This window comes from Streptomyces spinoverrucosus, from assembly GCF_006539505.1.
Taxonomy (GTDB): domain Bacteria; phylum Actinomycetota; class Actinomycetes; order Streptomycetales; family Streptomycetaceae; genus Streptomyces; species Streptomyces spinoverrucosus.
In genome coordinates this window covers 1-18,401 of record NZ_BJND01000109.1, presented here as the reverse complement: position 1 = coordinate 18,401, position 18,401 = coordinate 1, and the positions used below count along the sequence as shown (strand labels likewise).

General features: G+C 71.2%; 17 protein-coding genes and 2 pseudogenes. 6 read left to right on the top strand and 13 right to left on the bottom strand.

Annotated features, from left to right (window positions below; genetic code table 11):
- The 6 genes and pseudogenes from SSP24_RS40485 to SSP24_RS40460 form a co-directional block, all read right to left on the bottom strand.
- Positions 1–784 (bottom strand): cytochrome c oxidase subunit I (locus SSP24_RS40485; RefSeq protein WP_174864803.1); only part of this gene is annotated, 784 nt, incomplete at its 3' end.
- Between the two features lie 257 nt (positions 785–1,041).
- Positions 1,042–1,842, bottom strand: a complete 801-nt coding sequence (locus SSP24_RS40480; protein WP_141315961.1) for a hypothetical protein — start codon at positions 1,840–1,842, stop codon at positions 1,042–1,044.
- A gap of 144 nt (positions 1,843–1,986) precedes the next feature.
- Positions 1,987–2,714, bottom strand: a pseudogene (locus SSP24_RS40475) (SDR family oxidoreductase).
- Positions 2,715–2,793: 79 nt separating this feature from the next.
- Positions 2,794–3,066: a CBS domain-containing protein gene (locus tag SSP24_RS44695; protein WP_373306660.1), complete on the bottom strand. Its 273-nt coding sequence runs from the start codon at positions 3,064–3,066 to the stop codon at positions 2,794–2,796.
- Between the two features lie 67 nt (positions 3,067–3,133).
- Positions 3,134–4,018, bottom strand: a complete 885-nt coding sequence (locus tag SSP24_RS40465) for a universal stress protein (protein WP_141315957.1) — start codon at positions 4,016–4,018, stop codon at positions 3,134–3,136.
- Positions 4,019–4,050: 32 nt separating this feature from the next.
- Positions 4,051–4,260, bottom strand: coding sequence for a hypothetical protein (locus SSP24_RS40460; protein ID WP_141315955.1), 210 nt, complete (start codon positions 4,258–4,260; stop codon positions 4,051–4,053).
- 575 nt (positions 4,261–4,835) lie between these two features.
- Here SSP24_RS40460 and SSP24_RS45200 point away from each other — a divergent pair.
- Both SSP24_RS45200 and SSP24_RS44685 read left to right on the top strand, forming a co-directional pair.
- Positions 4,836–4,907 (top strand): annotated as a pseudogene (locus SSP24_RS45200) (TetR/AcrR family transcriptional regulator); the annotation flags it as partial.
- Positions 4,908–4,997: 90 nt separating this feature from the next.
- Complete coding sequence (locus SSP24_RS44685) at positions 4,998–5,306, top strand: hypothetical protein (protein ID WP_229864873.1); 309 nt, start codon at positions 4,998–5,000, stop codon at positions 5,304–5,306.
- A gap of 609 nt (positions 5,307–5,915) precedes the next feature.
- On the opposite strand, the gene SSP24_RS45050 is transcribed toward SSP24_RS44685, so the two are convergent.
- Positions 5,916–6,038 (bottom strand): hypothetical protein, encoded by a 123-nt coding sequence (locus tag SSP24_RS45050; RefSeq protein ID WP_268255072.1) that lies wholly within the window; start codon positions 6,036–6,038, stop codon positions 5,916–5,918.
- A gap of 397 nt (positions 6,039–6,435) precedes the next feature.
- On the opposite strand from SSP24_RS45050, the gene SSP24_RS40445 reads away from it, so the two are divergent.
- Positions 6,436–7,803 (top strand): Fic family protein, encoded by a 1,368-nt coding sequence (locus SSP24_RS40445; protein WP_167529855.1) that lies wholly within the window; start codon positions 6,436–6,438, stop codon positions 7,801–7,803.
- A 58-nt stretch (positions 7,804–7,861) separates the two neighbouring features.
- Here SSP24_RS40445 and SSP24_RS40440 read toward each other — a convergent pair whose 3' ends face one another.
- Positions 7,862–9,580 carry a hypothetical protein gene (locus SSP24_RS40440; protein ID WP_141315953.1) on the bottom strand — a complete coding sequence of 573 codons (1,719 nt, stop codon included), beginning with the start codon at positions 9,578–9,580 and terminating at the stop codon, positions 7,862–7,864.
- Between the two features lie 155 nt (positions 9,581–9,735).
- Between SSP24_RS40440 and SSP24_RS40435 the strand changes: the two genes are divergently transcribed.
- The gene (locus SSP24_RS40435) at positions 9,736–9,897 is read left to right on the top strand and encodes a hypothetical protein (protein ID WP_174864802.1); all 162 of its coding nucleotides are present in this window, start codon (positions 9,736–9,738) and stop codon (positions 9,895–9,897) included.
- A 247-nt stretch (positions 9,898–10,144) separates the two neighbouring features.
- Here the strand turns inward: SSP24_RS40435 and SSP24_RS40430 are convergent, their stop codons facing one another.
- A complete protein-coding gene (locus SSP24_RS40430; protein ID WP_141315951.1) occupies positions 10,145–10,783 on the bottom strand; it encodes a LysE family translocator in 639 nt (212 codons plus the stop codon).
- Positions 10,777–10,995 (bottom strand): hypothetical protein, encoded by a 219-nt coding sequence (locus SSP24_RS40425; protein ID WP_141315949.1) that lies wholly within the window; start codon positions 10,993–10,995, stop codon positions 10,777–10,779. The genes SSP24_RS40430 and SSP24_RS40425 overlap by 7 nt, the downstream gene beginning before the upstream one ends.
- A 25-nt stretch (positions 10,996–11,020) precedes the next feature.
- Between SSP24_RS40425 and SSP24_RS40420 the strand changes: the two genes are divergently transcribed.
- Complete coding sequence (locus tag SSP24_RS40420) at positions 11,021–11,545, top strand: CGNR zinc finger domain-containing protein (RefSeq protein ID WP_141315947.1); 525 nt, start codon at positions 11,021–11,023, stop codon at positions 11,543–11,545.
- A 168-nt stretch (positions 11,546–11,713) separates the two neighbouring features.
- On the opposite strand, the gene SSP24_RS40415 is transcribed toward SSP24_RS40420, so the two are convergent.
- Positions 11,714–12,850: a magnesium and cobalt transport protein CorA gene (locus SSP24_RS40415; RefSeq protein WP_141315963.1), complete on the bottom strand. Its 1,137-nt coding sequence runs from the start codon at positions 12,848–12,850 to the stop codon at positions 11,714–11,716.
- A 132-nt stretch (positions 12,851–12,982) separates the two neighbouring features.
- Between SSP24_RS40415 and SSP24_RS40410 the strand changes: the two genes are divergently transcribed.
- Positions 12,983–14,074, top strand: coding sequence for a winged helix DNA-binding domain-containing protein (locus tag SSP24_RS40410; RefSeq protein WP_141315945.1), 1,092 nt, complete (start codon positions 12,983–12,985; stop codon positions 14,072–14,074).
- Positions 14,075–14,183: 109 nt separating this feature from the next.
- On the opposite strand, the gene SSP24_RS40405 is transcribed toward SSP24_RS40410, so the two are convergent.
- Entirely contained in the window at positions 14,184–14,975 is a 792-nt protein-coding gene (locus SSP24_RS40405; RefSeq protein WP_141315943.1) for a S1 family peptidase, read from the bottom strand.
- Positions 14,976–15,210: 235 nt separating this feature from the next.
- Complete coding sequence (locus tag SSP24_RS40400; RefSeq protein WP_141315941.1) at positions 15,211–18,027, bottom strand: helix-turn-helix transcriptional regulator; 2,817 nt, start codon at positions 18,025–18,027, stop codon at positions 15,211–15,213.
- Positions 18,028–18,401: the final 374 nt, after the last annotated feature.

Below are 18,401 nucleotides of genomic sequence, written 5' to 3'. Positions count from 1 at the left end.
AGAAGAGGTGCTGCCATAGCAGCGCTCCGCCGTTGGACGCGTCGAAGACGTGCGCACCGAACTTGCGGTCGGCCTCCAGCGCGAACAGCGAGGCTGCGAGGACCGGGAAGGCCAGCAGGACCAGAACACTGGTCAGCAGCACGGTCCAGCAGAAGATCGACATCCGGAACATCGTCATGCCGGGCGCGCGCATGCAGATGATCGTGGTGATGAAGTTGACCGCACCGAGGATCGTGCCGAAGCCGGAGAAGGCCAGACCCATGATGGCCAGGTCCGAGCCGACATGGGGCGAATGCTCGGCATCCGAGAGCGGGCTGTACATGAACCAGCCGAAGTCCGCGGCGCCGTCCGGGGTGAGGAAACCGGCCACCGCGATCAGCGAGCCGAAGAGGTACAGCCAGTAGGCGAACATGTTCAGCCGCGGGAACGCGACGTCCGGGGCGCCGATCTGCAGCGGCATGATCCAGTTCGTGAAGCCGGCGAACAGCGGCGTCGCGAACATCAGCAGCATGATCAGGCCGTGCATCGTGAACGCCTGGTTGTACTGCTCCATCGACACGATCTGCATGCCCGGACGCGCGAGTTCGGCGCGCATGGCCATCGCCAGGATGCCGCCGAGGCAGAAGAAGCCGAACGATGTGGTCATGTAGAGGGTGCCGATGGTCTTGTGATCGGTGGTGGTAAGCCACTTCACCACCACATTCCCGGGCCGCCTGCGCCGGACGGGCACCTCGTTCTCGTAGAAGTCCTCAGGCGACGTGCTGGGTGGGGTCTCGGCATGCATGGCCACTGCGGTTCCTAGTTGTTCGCGATCTGAGTGCCGCCCCGATTTCGGTCCGGCCAACCGGATCAGCGCACACTTGCAATGCCTTTCTGCCCCACAACGGCCAGCGATCCCATCACCCACAGGCTCGTGTCAACTGATCGGAGGCATGTCCTGGGCCACATGGGCGAATACGGTCTGCCGACGCACGTCTTCAACGCCGCGGCCGACGGCTTGATCGGGCCGCGAAGGCACGCGACCCGGCGCCATGTCCCCGATCAGGGGGAGGCGTCGGCGGTCAGGGCCATGATGTTCCCGCGCTGCTCGACGAAGAGGTAGTTCCCTTCGGCGGCCACGGGATCCGGCCCCGGGTCGCTCATCTCGAACAGCGGCGTGTCCGCCGGCCGGAGGGTCCGGGGATCGAGCCAGGACAGCCGCCAGGAGACCTCGTCGCCGTTGCCGTCCTCCTCGAACCTCTCGAACCGGTAGGCGGCGGCGTCGTCGGCACTGCCGTACCAACCGAGGAGATGGAGGTTGGCGTCCTTCGCACCGGGGGTGTCGTCGGCCCAGGTCCGCAGCACCTTGCCGGTGTCGGGGTCCAGCATGGCGTACTCGTCGTCGCGGCTGATGGCGCGGGCGAGCAGGCGGCCCTCGAACGTACCCCCCAGCGGAAGCTCGACCAGCGACAAGGTGCCCGGGTACGGATCCGTCCTCCGCCAGCGCACCTCCCCGGCCGCGGTGTCGACGAAGACGATGTCCCCGCCGTCCGAGACGGACCGCCGCACGACCGCCGTGCCGTCGGATCCCAGCACGGCCGCGTCGACGGGGCAACGGGTGCCGCCCGTGAACAGCGGGATGGTGTCGGCCGGGGCGACCCGCGCGCCGGAGCGGTCGAGGGTGGTCAGCGCGGTCTCGTCGCAGCTTCCGGACGTCAGCAGCGCGGCCTCGTCCCCCGCGTCGGCGATCAGCCAGGTGTAGCCGGCGTCCCTGGCGGGCACGCGGCGGAGCTCGCGGACGTGGCCGGTCGTGAAGTCCAGCGCCGCGGCCGCCTGCACGCCCTCCTCAGGCTCCCCTTCCATCACAGTGGAGCACTTCGCAGATGATGTCGAGGTCGGGGCGGCGACCATGCGCAGGTTCCGCTTCATCAGCGGGTCCCTTCGAAGCGAGCCGCGGCCCGCTGGCCCGGGCGGATCCAGGCGTCTTCGACGTGGGCCAGGGATCGGTCAGACCTGTTCGAAGTGGAATGCCTTGATGAAGCAGTCGCGGGGCTGGGCGACGGCGAAGAGGATGCACGCCACGAGTGACTGTGCGGTGAGGGCGTCCTTGGCCTCGCGTGGTGTGGTCTCCCATTCCTCGGAGAGCGGGTCAGGGTTGGCGAAGTCGGGCGGGTAGAGGGAGATCACCCGGACTCCATGGGCCGCAGGCGCTTGGAGAGGATCTCGGCGAACCCTGCCTGGGCGCTCTTGGCCGCGTAGAAGGCGTCGTGCGCGTCCGAGCGGTGATGACCGGCCGTTCCGCAGGCGGAGACCATGGTCACCACGTCTGGCTTGTCCGAGTTGAGTAGCAGAGGGAGGAAGTTCTTCACGGTCAGGACGGTGCCAGTTGCGCCGGATGCGATGGTGTCGACGACGTCGGCGTCGGAGGCCGATTGGAGGTCTGGTCCTTGGAGGTAGCGGGAGCCGTTGTTGATCAGCACGTCAATGCGGTCGGTGTGCCGGGCGACGTCGGCAGCGAAGTCGCGGATCGAGGCCGGGTCGGTCAGGTCGCAGGCGAAGGCGTGGACATGCTGGTGCCCTCGGCCGCGAATCTCGTCGCGGACACGTTCAGCGGCGGCGAGAGTGCGCGCGGAGAGGAAGATCTCGGCGCCGAGGTCCGCGAGACGGATGGCCAAAGTGCGTCCGAAATCGCGGCCGGTGGCGGTAATGATCACGCGGTGATCGTCGAATCTCATGTCGGTGATCCTGGTACAGATGGACCTTCACGGGCTCCCGGTGGGAGAAGCAGGCCGAGGGTTCGGGTGAGAGCATCCGTCATGATCTCCTCGCGGATCGTCGGGTCAACCCCTCGGCGGTCAGCGCGTGGGCCTTGGCGCGTTCCGCGGGCAGCAGGTGCGCCGCGGCCAGATGTCCGCCCGGATCCGCCTGGCTCTCCTGTTTGCGCAGCAGGTCCGCCTCTGACACCACGCCGATCGGGCGGCCCTGGTCGTCGACCACCGGTACCGCCGTGATGTCGTGCTCCGCGATCTTCGCTGTCCGCCCGTTGGAGAGCGCCCGCACTGCCCCGGCGAGAGTCACGGCGGGCACTTGGCACTCGGCGTCGCCCCAGATGCTTCGCCTTCCGGCGTGAGGTCCTCCTGCTGGAGACCGTGGGCTACTGGTCGTGCGCGTATGGAACGGTGATGACCGGGCAGCGGGCGTGGTGCAGCACGCCCTGACTGACGGAGCCCAGCAGCATGCCGGTGAAGCCGCCATGCCCGCGCGTGCCCACGACCAGGCCGAGGGCGTCTTCGGACACCTTGGTGAGGACCTGTACCGGGTGGCCTCTCACGACCTCCTGGTGCAGTGCTACCTCCGGATGGGCGGCGCTACGCACCGTAACCGTCTCCGACAGCAGCCTGTGGCACTCCTGGACGGCCGCCTCCTCGTTCAGGACTCCGAGGACCGGAGGGCGCCACACGTACAGGGCCCGCAGGGCCGCGCCGCGCAGCGCGGCCTCCTCGAGTGCGAAGTCGACGGCGGCCGCGGACTGAGGGCTCCCGTCGACCCCGACGACGAAATGCGGTGGCTGCCGGGGGACGTGCTCCCGCTCCGGTACGACCACCACCGGGCAGGGCGCGTGGGAGACGAGCGGCAGGGCGACAGCGGCGGAGATGAAAAGCTCCCGGGCAGCGCTCAGGTGCCAGGAACCGAGCACGACCTCGGTGGCGTCCTGCGCGTGCTCGCGCAGCACCCAGGCCGGATGCCCCTCCGCCAGCAGCCCGGACACCGCGACCTGCGGACGGCGGGACTCGGCGAAGGCCACCGCCTCATTCAGCACGCGATTCCCTGTCTCGTGCAGTGCCTCGTTCCACTTCTCCCAGGACGGCCGACCGCCCGTCGGCCGGTACCCGGGGGTCGGCACGTTCTGCGCGAGGACCAGCAGCAGTGGCAGGCGCCGTCGGGCCGCCTCGTCGACAGCCCAGGCGAGCGCCGCGCGTCTGTCCGGATCGGGGTCGACGCCGACCACGATGGGTTTACGTCCTGCTGGATGCGCCATGGCCGACTCCCTCTTCCGACGCGACGCCGCGGCTACAGGCCCTGGGAGAGCAGGATTTCGTGGGCGAGTCGCGCGCCGCGTTCCGCTTCCTCGGGCGGAACGTCCTTCGACGGGATGTTCTCCAGCCCACGGGCGAGTACCCGGACGGCCTCGGCCAGGGTCGCGACCTGTGCTTCCAGCCGGCTCAACCGGGCCTCCGTCCCAAGCGTGGCATCGGATTCAGGGGAAGGGTTCTGCGTCATGTCGTGCTCCCTCACGAGGTGGTGAAGGGCCGGGTCGCAAGCGCTGTTGCACTTGCCACTCTGAGTGACCGTCAGCTCCTGCTCAGGCAGCTGGCGGGAGGAGGAGTTTGCGGATGTCGTGGGGAAGTTGCTCCAGTGCCGCTTCCAGTTGCCCAGGCGAAATGTGCTGTCCCACCTGAACGATGTCCGGCGCTGTCTCGAAATCGGGTGGATGGGTGGGAGGCATCGGGCTTGCCCTTCCGGTCTTGGCGCCCATGCGCTGGACGGGATGGCCGCGCCTCCGGGCGGGCGGTGTTTCGGCACTGGGGAGGGTCGGCTCGGTCATAAGTGGCGAGGGCGCGGGTGGCACCTGCCCGGTGGCGTACCGCATGCGCTTCCGCGAGGTGCACGCGGTGGCTTGTTTGCTGCCCTGGTCTCCATGCTAGGGCGGTCGGAACGGGTTGGCAGCCGCACGCCGCAGCAGCAGCACCCTGTGAACGGGGTGGGACGCTTCCGCCCGCCCGCGCTCCGCGCTGTGGACCGCCCGTCCCGGACTGAGGTGAGCTCTGTGACGCGCGGACTCCACCCGCGACCGCATCGTCACCGCGGCTCGGGCCGAGTTCTCGCGGTACGGGATCGCCGGTGCGCGGATCGACCGGATCGCCAAGGCCGCGAAGACCAGCAAGGAGCGGCTGTACGTCTACTTCCACGGCAAAGAGGCCCTGTACCGGTTCGTCGCCGAACAGGAGATGGCCGCGGTGGCCGAGGCGACCCGCCTGGACCCCACCGACCTGCCCGAATACGCCGGGCGGGTGCACGACTACTTCACCCCCGACCCCTTCCGGCTCATGAGCTGGGGCCGACTGGAATTCGCGGGCACTGCCGCCGACGTCGCCACCCAGGAGACCATGCGCCGGAAGGTCGAGCAGCTGCGTAAAGCTCAGGAGGCCGGTGGCCGTCGACCAGGTCCGCGACCCCTCCTTGGCAGCCCGGCGCGCCGCCGTCGTTGCCGCCGTTCAGCGCCTCTTTCCCGCCACGGCGAACGACACCCCGACGGCACAGACTGACCATCCACAGCGGATGCGCACGGTCAGCGCGTTGCTTCCGGCGGGGGCGCGGTTGCTTCGCCGGGGCGGGCCGGCACCCGGGACAGTCGACGGCGCTTGATCGGGGCTCCGTCGTGGTCGGGCGTCCTGCCCGTCAGCGACCTGCGGGTCGATGGCCGCGTCACTCCATGGTTCCGACCCGTTGCACTGAGCTCCGTTCGGTGGCGGTGCGCTTCCGCGCCGGGCTCGTATCTCTCGCGTACCACTCCGGTGCGGGCAGCGGCCGTCGCAGCGGGGATTCTCCCAGCTGCGATCAGGTCACCTTCGTCGGCGGGGTCACCCCGCGACGACCGCCATCCACCGCCGGTCTCCTGTGCTGTGGCGAGGACCTTCTGGGCGATCTCCGTCTCGGCTTCCGGGTAGACCCGGGAGGCGAGGGCGGCCACGCTGGTTCGCCGCGGGTGACGGGGTAGCCGAGGCGGCGGATGCGGCCGAGGCGTTCCTGGAAGGTGAGCGGTGCCCCGCACCGTGCGGGCGGCTGCCGTCTGACCGCCGTTCCGAACGAAGGGAAAAGGGCCCGCCAGGAAGCTGACGGGCCCTCAGGCAACATCCAGCTGACGCGAATGCTCTTTACGGGGGAATGGGCGTGCCGCCGCAGCAGGCGACGGTCTGGGTCTGGTCGGCACTGGCCAGCGGCGCCACCGCGAGCACCGCCGCCAATGCCACGAACAAGCCGAACACCGCTTTGCGCATCACATCTCCTCAGTGTGCCGGGATCCGGAACCGCTTCCGGTCACGTGGGCCAGCTGCCCGCCGCGCATTCGGAGGCGGTGACTCAAGTAGTTGTCCGTGAGGTTGTCGGCCCACAGGCGACGACGTCCCTGCCCCGATGAACCCGCTGTTCATCACGGAGGACGCCACTACGTTGGCGGGCCTCACGAACGCGCCGGCTTCATCGCCCCAGCTGCGATCGTCTCCTGGTGTCACGCCGAGAGGCTGATCCCCGTTACAGCCCCAGTCCACCCAAGCCCTCACATTGCCGTCACGGCCCGGCCGCCTCCCCGCACGACTCCTCGTCAGGGACCGTAAGCCAGGCCAGGCTCCATAATCCGCTTGAACCGCACTCGGGTGGACATGGCAGGCTTGCGCGGTGATTGTCGAACTGGCCCCTGGTCATCTGAGCTGGGACGATGTGGACCCCGCCCGGCATCCCTTCGACAGCACGTCGGCTGCGGAGGTGGTGCGGTCGCTCGGGCCGGCCCGGAGGTTGCCCCGTCGTCCCGAGATCCCCTTCGGTGACCCGGCGATGAGTACCTGGAGCTGGGAGGAGGGCAAGCCCTGGGCCGATGCCATGTCGCACGCCCTTGCCGAGCACTACGGCCGCTGGGTCGTGGGCTGGCGCTGGGCGCACGACGAAGGGGACTTCGACGGAGGGCCGGTCGGGAACTGGTGTTGCCCACAGGACTCGATCACCACCCCCGAGGAGACGCTCGACCGTGTCATCGCGGCGCTGTGTGAGTGGCGGGCGTGGCTGGAGAGCCTCGCCGGGTGGTTCGAGGCCTACCCGCTGGATCTGGCCGACGTCGAGGAACAGCGGATCCTGTGGGACCGCGCCGCCCGAAACCTGATCTTGCAGGTCGTCGACCGCACCGGCTGCGGCAGCGGCTGGTACGGCCACTGCCATCAGGTGCTCTCCTGGTTCCTCACCCGCTGGGGCGTCGCAGCCGACCTTGCGCAGGAGCTGGTCGATCAGGCGGTCGGGGGGCGCTTCCAGAGCTGGACCGGCCCCGACCCGGTGTTGGTCGAGGACGTCGCGGAGCGCCTCGCACGATCGCTGCGACCGGACGACGGCGCACGATCCGCCGGGCCCGCGCCGGACCACCTGCAGCGCTGGCTCGCGGTACGCGACGCCGTGCCGTGGGAGCAGTCCCCGGACGGCGGCGGCCAACCGGTGACCCCGTCGCGCGACGGCGCGGCGGAGGACATCCGCGCCTTCGACGGCGCCCTGGACCCCACCCGCGCCCAGGGCCTGCTCGCTGCACTGGAGCTCCTGCGGGCCGACGCGGCGCGCGGCGCTTCCCTCGACTTCGAGCTGATCCAGCGATGGCAACAACACGTCCTGGACACACCGCAACCGCCGCCGTTCCGCAGCCTGCCCGCCTTCGCCAAGAGGGGCAGGGAACGCTACGGCATCAGCCGTGACACACGCGCCCGCCTGGACGCCTGCCTGGCCGAGAGTGCGAAGGACGCCGGGCGGCCACTGCCCCTGACCGCCCGGGCCGCACGCGCCTACCTCGACGTCTGCTTCTTCCATCCCTTCGACGACGGCAACGCACGGGCCGCCTTCCTCACCCTCGTCTTCGTCCTCGCCCGTGAAGGCGTCGCACTCGACGGGGTCAGCCTGCTGCGCCGCGTCACCTTCCAGGCCGACGAGCCCCAGGATGCGCTGATCCTCACCCGGTACATCGACACCCACCTCGAACAGACGCGTCGCAGCGCCGCCTCCCTCCGCTCCTAGCGGGGCAGCGGGACTTGGTGTGCCCCAGGATCGCAACCGCATGTTGCGGTGCACCTCGTCAGGACAGCGGGGGCAGCTCTCCGCCGGAGGCACCGTCGCTGTGCGCGGACAGTGACTCCTTGATCGCCCGGAAGAAGGACCGGCGCTCCACCAGCTGCGCCCCCGGCAGTTCGGACAGGGGTTCGGTGCGATGCCCGAAGCCGGCCGGGAGTGAGGGCAGCCCGAGCGCCGTGAACGCCTCGTCGAGGTGCTGCCGCGGATCGCCGGTGCCGCGCAGGACCGCGGTGAGGGGGCGGTGGTCCGTCATCCCGTAGGCCGCCGCCAGCGCGGTCGCCCGGTCCACCGCCTCCTGCTGCGTCGGCATCTCGGCCAGGTCGGCCCACCAGGCGTGAGCGGCCACCAGGCGGCCGTCGCGGTACAGGTGGAGCGTGTAGTCGGCGCCCTCCTTGACCGCCACCAGGACCGGCCATTCCTCCCCCCGGCTGAACGTGCCGGCCAGCCGGGGCAGCCCGTCCTCGCCGAGCAGGGTCCCGCGCATGCCCGTGCGGCGGCCCGGCGGATCCGCCGAGGGTGCGATCTCGACGAACGTGCCGCCGCCGGGTGCCGGGGCGAGGCGCACGGTCGTTCCGGTGATCAGGACCGCCTCGCGGACGTCCGGCAGCGGAGCGCCGGCGAGCGCGACGGCCATGGCCACGGGGGCGGTGGCGGCGTCTGCCGGGGCCGCTCCATCGGACGGGCCTGCGACCGCCGGTGCCGGTACGGAGCCGCCGAAGTACGGCGTCCGGCGGGCGACATGGACGCGGACTCCCCGGCGCATCAGGAGGAAGATCTCCCTCGGGTCGCCCAGGTACGCCCAGGGGAAGGTGCGCGCGTCGGTGCCGATGAGGCGGAAGACCTCCAGAGCGTCGGCCTCGCGCCCGGAGCGGATCAGCGCGAGCGCGAGGTGGTTGCGGAAGCCCGCCGCGCGCCGGTCGCCCGGCTCGTACGCGGCGGACAGCTCCAGCCCTGCCTCGACGAGCCCTTCGATCCGGGACCAGGCCACCGGCCCCTGCCCGATTCCCGCCTCGTGCTCCAGCGCGTACTCGGTGACCGCGTGCAGGGGCAGTCCGCGCAGTGGTGAACCCTCGGGGGCTGCCACGGCGGCCGACTCGGCGAACTCGAACATCTCGGCGTGCGAGCCGTACCACTTCTTCGCCAGGTACTGCACCGCGCGGGCGTGCAGGCCCACATGGTGCGGGTCGGCTTCGCGCCCGCGGGTCAGGTAGTCGTCGAACACCGCTCGGGGAGCGCCGAGTCCCATGGCATGGGCGATGAGGATCCGCCAGGGAACGGGGTCGCCGGGGTTGGTGTCGGCGGCCGTCCGCAGGATCGGTTCGGAGTCGCGCAGAACCCCATGGAATGCCTGGAACTGCTCCCGCGACACATGGCGGGCGCGCGCGGCGGTACGTATCTCCCAGGCGCGGCCGATCTCCAATTCGGCCGCCACCAGGGCGAGATCCGGGTCGCCGGGGCGGTCCTGCCGCCATTCGGCGAGCCACCCGGTGTGATGCAGGGCGAGCTCGGCCAGGGCGGTGCTGTACTGACCGCGCCGGTCCCAGTCCCGGGCGGTCCGCGTCTGTGCCATCAGTTCCGCCGCCGGTTCCCAGGCACCGGACCGGGCCGCGGTGAGCGCGGCCCGCAGGGCTGCGTCCGGAGCGTCGACCTCCACCGCCCCGTCCGGCGGCAGCCCCTCACCGGTGGCCGCGAAATGCCGCAGCGTCCGAGGCAGCGCGAACACTTCGGGCAACGTGCCCACAACCAGCCCCTCCCCAGCGGCCCCCCCGGCCGCGCGCAGTCGATCGTCGACGAGGCGCAAATCTTACCGACCGGCACCGGACGCGCTGGAGCTCCCGGCGCGCCCTGGGTGACCAGCAGCGCACCTCACCGTCTCGGGTGACCGCGACCGGGGAGGGCGCGGCTACCGATATCGCGGGGGCCTACCAGGCGATGAGCGCCATGCCGGGCCGCTCGATCGTGCCGGAGACCTCCGCCCAGAAGCTGCTGGGCGTCACCCCTCGGACCACGAGCCAGTGGCTGGCCGACATCGGGCTGTGATCGCCCGGCCACCGTCGCACGCGGTGGGCAAGACCCCGCATCCAGGTCAGGCGCCGGGCACCCGTGAGGTGCCCGGCGCCTGCGCCGTCCTGCCTCCGGCACAGCGCCCATGTGACGCCATCTACATGACCGCGCTCTGCGACGACCGTCAGGCGACGAACACGGCTGTCGGCACACGGGAGGGGGGAGGCGGTGACCTGTCCGATGGCGCGGACCTGTGTAGCCGAGCGCCGGGCGGCTGGGCACTTCAGAGTGGAACGATCGCCAGTCGGATGCCGAGCCCAATGAGTGCGGAACCCATGACCCCGTCAAGCACTGCCGAGAGTCCGGGTCTCGCGAGCCGGCGGCCCACCCGGGTCAGCAGATAGCTCATCCCCGGATACCACGTCATGAGCACCGCGGTGTGAGCGGCGAGCAGCGCAGCGGCCGCCGGGACGACCGCATCGTCCGGCCCGATGAACTGCGGGAAAACGGTGGTGTAGAAGATCCCCACCTTGGGGTTGAGCAGGTCGCCGATCAGGCCGCGGCGGAATCCGCCGAGCGCGGACAGCTCGGGCATGAGACCGTCGGGCGGCTGGACCGCCGGCCGGCGCCGGGCCGAGCGCAGGGCCTGCACGCCGAGCCAGATCAGGTAGGCCGCGCCCGCGAGCCGGAGCACGTCGTATGCCACGCGCGAGGTCGCCAGCAGCGTGGCGAGCCCGAGGACGGAGCCTGCCGCCCAGAAGACCTTGCCGAGCGTCAAGCCGACCGTGGCGGCGATTGCGGCACGCTGACCGCCCTGCCGCGCGCAGCCGAGCACGACTGTGAGATTGGCGCCCGGTGTTGCCGCAAGGACAAGGCAGAGCACGACGAAGGAGCCCAGTTGGGCCCAGCTGAGTCCTAGCACGCCGGCTCACCGCCACCGGCTGCCTGTCCGGCTGCCCGCCCGACCGCCGTCACCGGCTCTTCAGTTGACGGCCCGCGTGGCGGCGCAGGCCCGTCCTTGAGGACATCCCCGGCCAGCAGCACACGGAGGCGGCCGCAGGCGCAGCGCTGGTAGCGCACCCAGCCCAGGGAGGTCGAGTGCTTCGACAAGGTGAGGAAGTGGCATGAAGTCATGCCGTGAGCGTGATGCAATGAGTAAATGCATTTCAACGCTTACGGCGGCAACGCGGCCCTGCTGGCGGCGGGCCTGGCCAACCTCGACGACGGGTGCGATGCCCGCACGGTCGAGACGTTGCTGGCCGAGCATCGGGTGGCCCGCCCCGAGCTGACCGACCAGCAGCTCCAGCTACTGCTGGCCTGGCGCCTGCGCCTGTGGGAGGCGTTCGCGGCCCCCACCACGACGGAGCAGGTCGGTGCCGTCAACCGGCTGCTGACCGATGCGGCGGCCCGCCCGTACGTGTCCACACACGACGGCCAGCCGCCGCACCTGCACTACGCCGACGAGAACGCCGATGTCGTCACGCGCGTGCGGGCCGCCACCGCGGCCGGGCTCGCCCTGGTACTCACCGAGACGGATCCTTGCCGTCTCGGGCGGTGCTCGGCACCAGACTGCCGCGCCGTCTTCGTCGACGTGTCCCGCAACGGCCGCCGCGCATACTGCTCACGTCTGTGCGCCACGCGGGTCCACGTGTCCGCGCACCGCGACCGTAAGCGGCGGCGGTAGGCCGTCCACCCCGAGCGTGCCGTGCCGTGCCCGCCAATGCTGGGGAGAACCCGCCGGAACGGAGCGCGTTTCATTCTCCCCAGATCCTCCCCAGCGGCCCGAGAGAGGCTGCTGCACGCGTACGCGTTGCTCCGGGCTCGCAGGACCCGAGCTCGCGCGGCCGATCACTCAGAGCCAGTCCCGCCGCTTGAAGACGACGTACAAACCGGTGCAGACAACCCCCATCAGGGCGATTGCGAACGGGTACCCGAACACCCAGTGCAACTCCGGCATGTGCTCGAAGTTCATCCCGTAGATCGTCCCGACCAGTGTCGGGGCGAAGAGAATCGCCGCCCACGACGAGATCTTCTTGATCTCCTCGTTCTGCTCGAACCCCGCCTCCGCCAGCGCCCGCATCTCCGCGTTCTGCTGCTGGGTCACCAGAGTCGTGTTCACCGTCAGGATGTCGGTCAGCGCCTGGCGGAAGCCGTCGACGCGTTCGCTGGTGTGGGTGACGTGGTCGGCGACGTCCCGGAGGTAGCGCTGGAGTTCTTCGTCCGTGCCGTACTTGGCGAAGCCCGCCATCAGGCCGTGCAGCATGCCGACCAGGGGGCGGGTGGCGCGCTGGAACTCGACCATTTCGCGGGAGAGTTCGTAGATTCGGCGAGAGACCTCCGGGTCGCCGCGGAACACCTCGGTCTCGATCTCGTCGATGTCGTTCTGGACCCCCGCGACGACCGGCGCGTAGCCGTCGACGACCGCGTCGAGGATGGCGTACAGCACCGCTTCCGGGCCCAGTTTCAGCAGCTCCGGCGTCTCCTCCATACGGCGGCGTACGGCGGACAGGTCCGGGGCCGCGCCATGGCGGACCGTGATCACGAAGTCGGGGCCGACGAAGACATGCAGCTCGCCGAACTCGACCTCCTCCGGCGCGTCGAGGTAGCGAGCCGCCCGCAGGACGACGAAGAGGGTGTCGCCGTAACGTTCCAGCTTCGGCCGCTGATGCGCCTCCATCGCGTCCTCTACGGACAGCGGGTGTAGGTCGAACTCCTCGGCCAGGGACAGCAGTTCGCTCTCCGTGGGGCGAGCCAGGCCGATCCAGGCCATGCCGGACGGCTTCTCGCGCAGCTCGCGGTAGGTGTCGGCGAGGGTCGCGGGGGTGGAGACGCGGACGCCGTCCTCGTACAGCGCCGCCTCGACCACGCTGACGATCTCCGAGGGCTGCGCGGCCGACGGATTCGGAGTGGGTGGCGGGTCGGACTTCGGCGGCTGCGGGGGGAGTGCTCGTCGCCAGCCGGACCTCTTCGATGCGTTCTTCCAGGCGATGGGGCACCTCCCTGGTTGGCCTGCGGCAGTGTGATCGTTGGCCAGGATATACGGGGCAAACGGCATCGTGACGGGGCGCTGAGAAAGGATTGCGGACACAAGCTGTCCGCAAGCGGCGCTAGCGTGCGGAGCATGAACCGGACGACGCCCGTGCTCGGCACCCGCGCCCTCAACCGCGCCACCCTCGACCGGCAGCTGCTCCTGCGCCGCGCGCCGCTGTCCGCGAAGGCGGCGGTGGAGCACCTCGTCGGACTGCAGGCCCAGGAGGTCAAGCCGCCGTATTACGCGCTCGCCGCCCGCCTCGACGGCTTCCGCCCCGAGGAGCTGTCCGGGCTGCTGGCCGATCGCGAGGCGGTCCGTATCGTCACCCTGCGCTCGACCATCCACCTGCACACCGCCGACGACTCCCTCATCCTGCGGCCGCTGGTGCAGTCCGTCCCCGACCGGGAGATCAAGATCTTCCGCAAGGGCCTTACCGGTGTCGACCTGGAGCGGCTCGCCGCCATCGCCCGCGAGCTGGTCGAGGCCGAGCCGCGCACCATGCGGCAGCTGCGCGAGGCCCTGCTCACCGAGTGGCCGGACGCCGACCCGCAGGCCCTCGCCGTGGCCGCCCGCTGCACGCTCCCGCTGGTCCAGGTCACCCCGCGCGGACTGTGGGGCAAGAGCGCCCAGGTCGCCCTCACCACCGCCGAGCACTGGCTGAATCGCCCCGCCGAACCGGCCGCCACCCAGGAGAGCGCCGTACTGCGCTACCTCGGCGCCTTCGGTCCCGCCTCCGTGAAGGACATGCAGACCTGGTCGGGCCTGACCCGGATGCGTCCGGTGTTCGAGCGGCTTCGCCCGCAGCTGATCACCTTCCGGGACGAGGGTGGCGTCGAGCTCTTCGACCTGCCCGACGCGCCCCGCCCCGACCCGGACACCCCGGCCCCGCCCCGCTTCCTGCCCGAGTTCGACAATCTGCTGCTCTCGCACGCCGACCGCACCCGTGTGGTGCCGCCCGCGCACCACGGCCGTACCTGGCAGGTGAACACCGTCTACTGCCCGCTTCTCGTCGACGGCTTCCTGGCCGGCGTCTGGCGGCTGGTCGACGGCGCCCTGGTCATCGAGCCGTTCGGCAGTCTCACCCGGGCTCAGCGCGAGGAGGTGACCGAGGAGGGGGCGCGCATGCTCCAGGTGCTGCACCAGGGGTCGTACGACATCCGCTTCGGGACCGTGATCCCGTGACCCGCGCCCGAGCGGGCGCATGGAGAGGGGGCGCTGCGGGCCGCTCGTGGAGGCCCGCAACGCCCCCCGGCTTACTTACCTGAGGGATACTCAGGAGTCCTTCGGAGTGTTACGAGTTGACCTGCGCGGTCACCAGGCTGGAGAAGGTCGTCAACCGGGTGTAGACGCCCGGGTAACCGGCCTGCGCGCAGCCCTCGCCCCAGGAAGTGATCCCTGCCAGGACGCCCCCGATGAGCAGGGGACCGCCGCTGTCGCCCTGGCAGGTGTCCACGCCGCCCGAGGTGTATCCGGCGCACACCATGTCGCTCGCCACGAAGTCGGAGCCGTACGAGCCGCGGCAGCTGGAGTCGGACACCGTGGGGACGGTCGCGGTCCGCAGCTGGTTGGAGGAGCTGCCGCTCTGGGAGGTGGTACCCCAGCCGAGGACGCGGGCCGTGGTGCCGGCCGCGTACACGGAGGTCTGCGAGGAGGAGACGTACTTCGCCGTGGTGTACGGCATCGACGTCGACAGCGTCAGTACGGCCACGTCGTCGCCGCTGGTGACGTTCCTGTAGTTGGGGTGGATCCAGATCTTGCTGACCCGGCTCACCGTGCCGTTGGTGCCGTTGAGGTACGTGCGGCCGCCGACCACGCGGACGCTGCCGGTGCTCTCGCCGACCATGCAGTGCGCGGCGGTCACGACCTTCGTCGGCGAGACCAGGGTGCCGCCGCAGAACTGGTCCTGCGAGGCGTCCGTGATCTGCATCATGAACGGGTACGCGGTCGTGGTGGTCGTCGTGCCGCCGACGATGGGCTGCGGGGCGGCGACGGCGGCGGGGGCGGTGAGCAGCGCGGTCGCGGCGGCGGCAGCGGTCGCCGCGAGGACGGCGGCGGTCTTTCTGGCACGGGTGAGCCCGAACATGAGTCTCCTCAAGGGGTTGCCGGTGGGGGGTCGCGCGGGTGGGGGTGGAGCACGGGGGTCTCGGGACCGACCCCCGTGTGCCCGGCGAGCGGCACAGGACTACGCTAGGGCGGGCACACGTGCGCCCCAATGAGGGAACCCCCTAAGGGAGTTGGGGCAGGGAAAACCCTCGGTCGGGTGCCGCCGTCCTTACTTGACCTGCCGCGCCGCCCCTACTTGACCTGCCGCCCCGCCCCTACTTGACGTGCCGCCCCGCCGCCAGTCGGACGATGTCGACCCGCGATCGGATCCCCAGCTTGCGGTAGACCCGGGTGAGCGTCGCCTCGACGGTCTTGACGCTGATGAACAGCCGCCCGGCTATCTCCCGGTTGGTCGCGCCCTCCATCACCAGCGCGGCGACCTGACGCTCCATCGAGGCGAGCCCGTCCAGCGCGGTCGGCGCGGCAGCCGGGACCGCCTGCCGGTCCGGCGCCGCCCCCGCCGCCACGGCCGCGTCGACCTGCCGCAGCCAGGGCAGCGCCCGGCACCGCCGGAACAGCCGGGCCGCCTCGTCGTACGACGTCGGCCCTGACCCCCGCCGGGCCCGCAACCGCGCCAGTTCGAAGGCCGCGCGCGCCTCTTCGAGGCCGTAGCCCAGCTTGCTCAGCCGGTCCTGCACCGACGTCAACTGGCCCACCGCCGCCTCGTGTTCGCCGCCCGCCACCCGCACCAGCGCCTCCGCCCGGTCGAGCACGGCCAGCACGCTCTCCCGCCCCAGCCGCAGCGCCTGCTCGCGCGTCACGTCGATGACGTCCTGCGCCTCCGCGAACTCGCCGATCCGCACCAGCGCCTCCGCGAGGTCCCCGTGCCAACGGCCCCGCGCCGGGTCGGTGACACCCAGCCCGTGCTCCAGCTCCCGCACCCGGCGCAGCGACCGAACGGTCCCCGGGGCGTCCCCGGCGACGAGTTGGACGTATCCGAGGGCAGCCAGCGCGCGCGAGACGTAGATCTGGTCGCCGTCCTCCTCGGCGTGCTCCACCGCCTCCCGCGCCAGCGCCAGCGCCTGGTCCACGCTGCCGCCCGAGGCCTCGGCGAGCGAGGTGAGCATCGCGGAGGCCACCTCGCCGATGCCGGAGTCGCGGGCCAGCCGCAGGCTCTCGCGGGCCAGGTCGAGAGCGCGGCCGCAGTGCCCCGAACGCAGCTCGGTCTCGGCCAGCAGCCGCAGGAAGTGCACCTCGCTCTCGACCATCCCGCGCCGCCGCACCTCGCGCAGCAGCGCGGTGACCGTGTTGCGCGCCTCCGGCAGCTGGTCACTCATCAGCAGCCAGCGGAAACGCGTCGAACCCGCCCCATTGTGGTGACACGCCACCTGCGGGTCCTGCGGCTCCTTCAGCGCCCGCTTGATGGTCGCGGGCGCGTCCGGGTGCCCCATCAGTGTCTCTGCCTGGGCCTGGAAGGCGAGCGCCAGCAGCTCGGTACGCCGGTCCCCGGCCCGCGCCGCCAGGTCCGCGGCGTGCGCGGCCTCCTCGCGGCCCTCGGCGAAGTCGCCCTCGACGACCAGCGCACGCCAGGCCAGCTGGTAGTGCACCAGCGCGAGGAGCCGCGGGTCGTCGCCCGCGTCGGCCAGCGCCTGCGGGAAGACGGCGTCGACCTCCCCGAGGGCCTGACCCGCCGCCTCGATCACCACCATCCAGGCCCGCACCCGCTCCGCCGGAACCGTGGCCCGCGTCAGCACCTCACGCGCGATGTCCCGGGCCAGGTCCACCTCACCGGCGGTGATCGCGTCCTCGGCCGCCTGCAACCGCCGCTCGTCCGGCCCCGGCACACTGTCGGCCGGCGCGTGCCGCGCCGCGAGCAGCCCGAGCGAGGCGGCCACCGAGGGCGCCCCCCGGTCCCGGGCCAGTATGGCGGCCCCGGCGAGTCGCGCCGCCACCTCCGGATCCGTCCCCGTCGTCGCCAGCGCCAGATGCCGGGCCCGCTCGATCGGATCGGAGGCCGCTGTGGACAGCGCCGCGTGCGCGGCCCGCCGCTGATGCGCGGGCGCCTCCGCGTACAGCGCGGCCGAGACCAGCGGATGCGCGAAGCGTACGGCGGGACCCTCCGGCTCCGTGGCCAGCAGCCCGAGTTCGGCCGCCCGGGCGGTCTCGGCCTCGGCGTTCTCCCGGCCGGCCGCGTGCAGCAGCGACAGCGTGGGCCGGGCGCCCGCGCTCGCCACGAGGAGGGTGTGCCGGGCCTCGGCGGAGAGCATCTCCAGCCGGCTGAGGACGAGCGCCCGCAGCGAGGTCGGCACTGGCAGCGGCTCGCCAGGGCGCGGCGGGGTCGGGTTCTCGGCGAGGGCACGGCCCAGCTCCAGCGCGAACAGCGGATTGCCGCCGCTGGTGCGGTGGATGTCCCGGACCGTGGACCGCGGCAGGCCGGTGTAGCCGCGGTGGTCGAGCAGCGCGGAGACCTGGGCGCGGGAGAGCGGGCCCAGCCGGACGGCGAGGGTGTCCGGGGGAGAGGTGCGCAGATGGCGGTCGTACTCCTGGCCGTCGGTGCGCACCGCGCACAGCATCTTGACGGGCGTGTCGCCGAGGCGGCGGGCGGCGAAGCCGAGCAGTTCGGAGCTGGCCGAGTCCAGCCACTGCACATCGTCCGCGACGACGAGCACCGGCCCCTCGGCGGCGAGCGCGCGCAGCGCGGACAGCACGGCGAGGCGCAGCGCCAGGCCGTCGCGCTGGAGGGTGGACTCGCCGCGGCCGGTGAGCGCCGACTCCAGCGCGGTGCGCTGGGCGGCGGGCAGCTTGTCGGACACCTCGTCCAGCACCAGACCGAGCAGGTCGGCCAGGGCCAGGAACGGCAGATGCGATTCGGACTCCGTCGCCGAGCAGCGCAACACGGTCCGGGCCGCCTCGGCGTAATCCGCGGCCAATGCCCGCAGCACAGTCGACTTTCCTATTCCGGCGGGCCCGTGCAGCAGCACACTGCCCCCGCGACCGAGCTGCTCACGGGCCGCCGTGAACGGTTCCTCCCGGCCGATGACCAGGTCGGGGCGGCTTCTGGCAGGCTCCTTGAAGTCCCGTCGCACGGTCACCGCTCCCTCCGTGTGTCGTGTCCGGGCCAAATTCTAGGCAACAACTCATTGAAATCCGGAGTGCCGAGATGGTGAGGGAAATAACAACAGGGGTGCATGGGCAAATTCAGACGACCGGCAGGTGAATGGTCTGCCCGTACCGGGGGCCGCCTATGCGTGGGCACACACCCCCGTTCGCGGGTAGTGACACCTGCGTCGGTACGGCTCCTAGGAGGACAGATGACGACGGCGACGGAGGAGTTCCGCAGGGCACGGGACTTTCTGCTGGAGCACCGCGAGGACTATGTCACTGCTTATGCGGATTTCCGCTGGCCCCGCCCGGAGTTCTTCAACTGGGCGCTGGACTGGTTCGACGTCATCGCGGAAGGCAACGA

Coding starts and splice junctions, on each gene's coding strand:
- SSP24_RS40480 (WP_141315961.1), bottom strand. CDS start 1,842: ATGGAAGGGGAGCCTGAGGAGGGCGTGCAGGCGGCCGCGGCGCTGGAC.
- SSP24_RS40465 (WP_141315957.1), bottom strand. CDS start 4,018: ATGGCGCATCCAGCAGGACGTAAACCCATCGTGGTCGGCGTCGACCCC.
- SSP24_RS40460 (WP_141315955.1), bottom strand. CDS start 4,260: ATGACGCAGAACCCTTCCCCTGAATCCGATGCCACGCTTGGGACGGAG.
- SSP24_RS45050 (WP_268255072.1), bottom strand. CDS start 6,038: ATGCGCAAAGCGGTGTTCGGCTTGTTCGTGGCATTGGCGGCGGTGCTC.
- SSP24_RS40425 (WP_141315949.1), bottom strand. CDS start 10,995: ATGACTTCATGCCACTTCCTCACCTTGTCGAAGCACTCGACCTCCCTG.
- SSP24_RS40420 (WP_141315947.1), top strand. CDS start 11,021: ATGCATTTCAACGCTTACGGCGGCAACGCGGCCCTGCTGGCGGCGGGC.
- SSP24_RS40410 (WP_141315945.1), top strand. CDS start 12,983: ATGAACCGGACGACGCCCGTGCTCGGCACCCGCGCCCTCAACCGCGCC.
- SSP24_RS40405 (WP_141315943.1), bottom strand. CDS start 14,975: ATGTTCGGGCTCACCCGTGCCAGAAAGACCGCCGCCGTCCTCGCGGCG.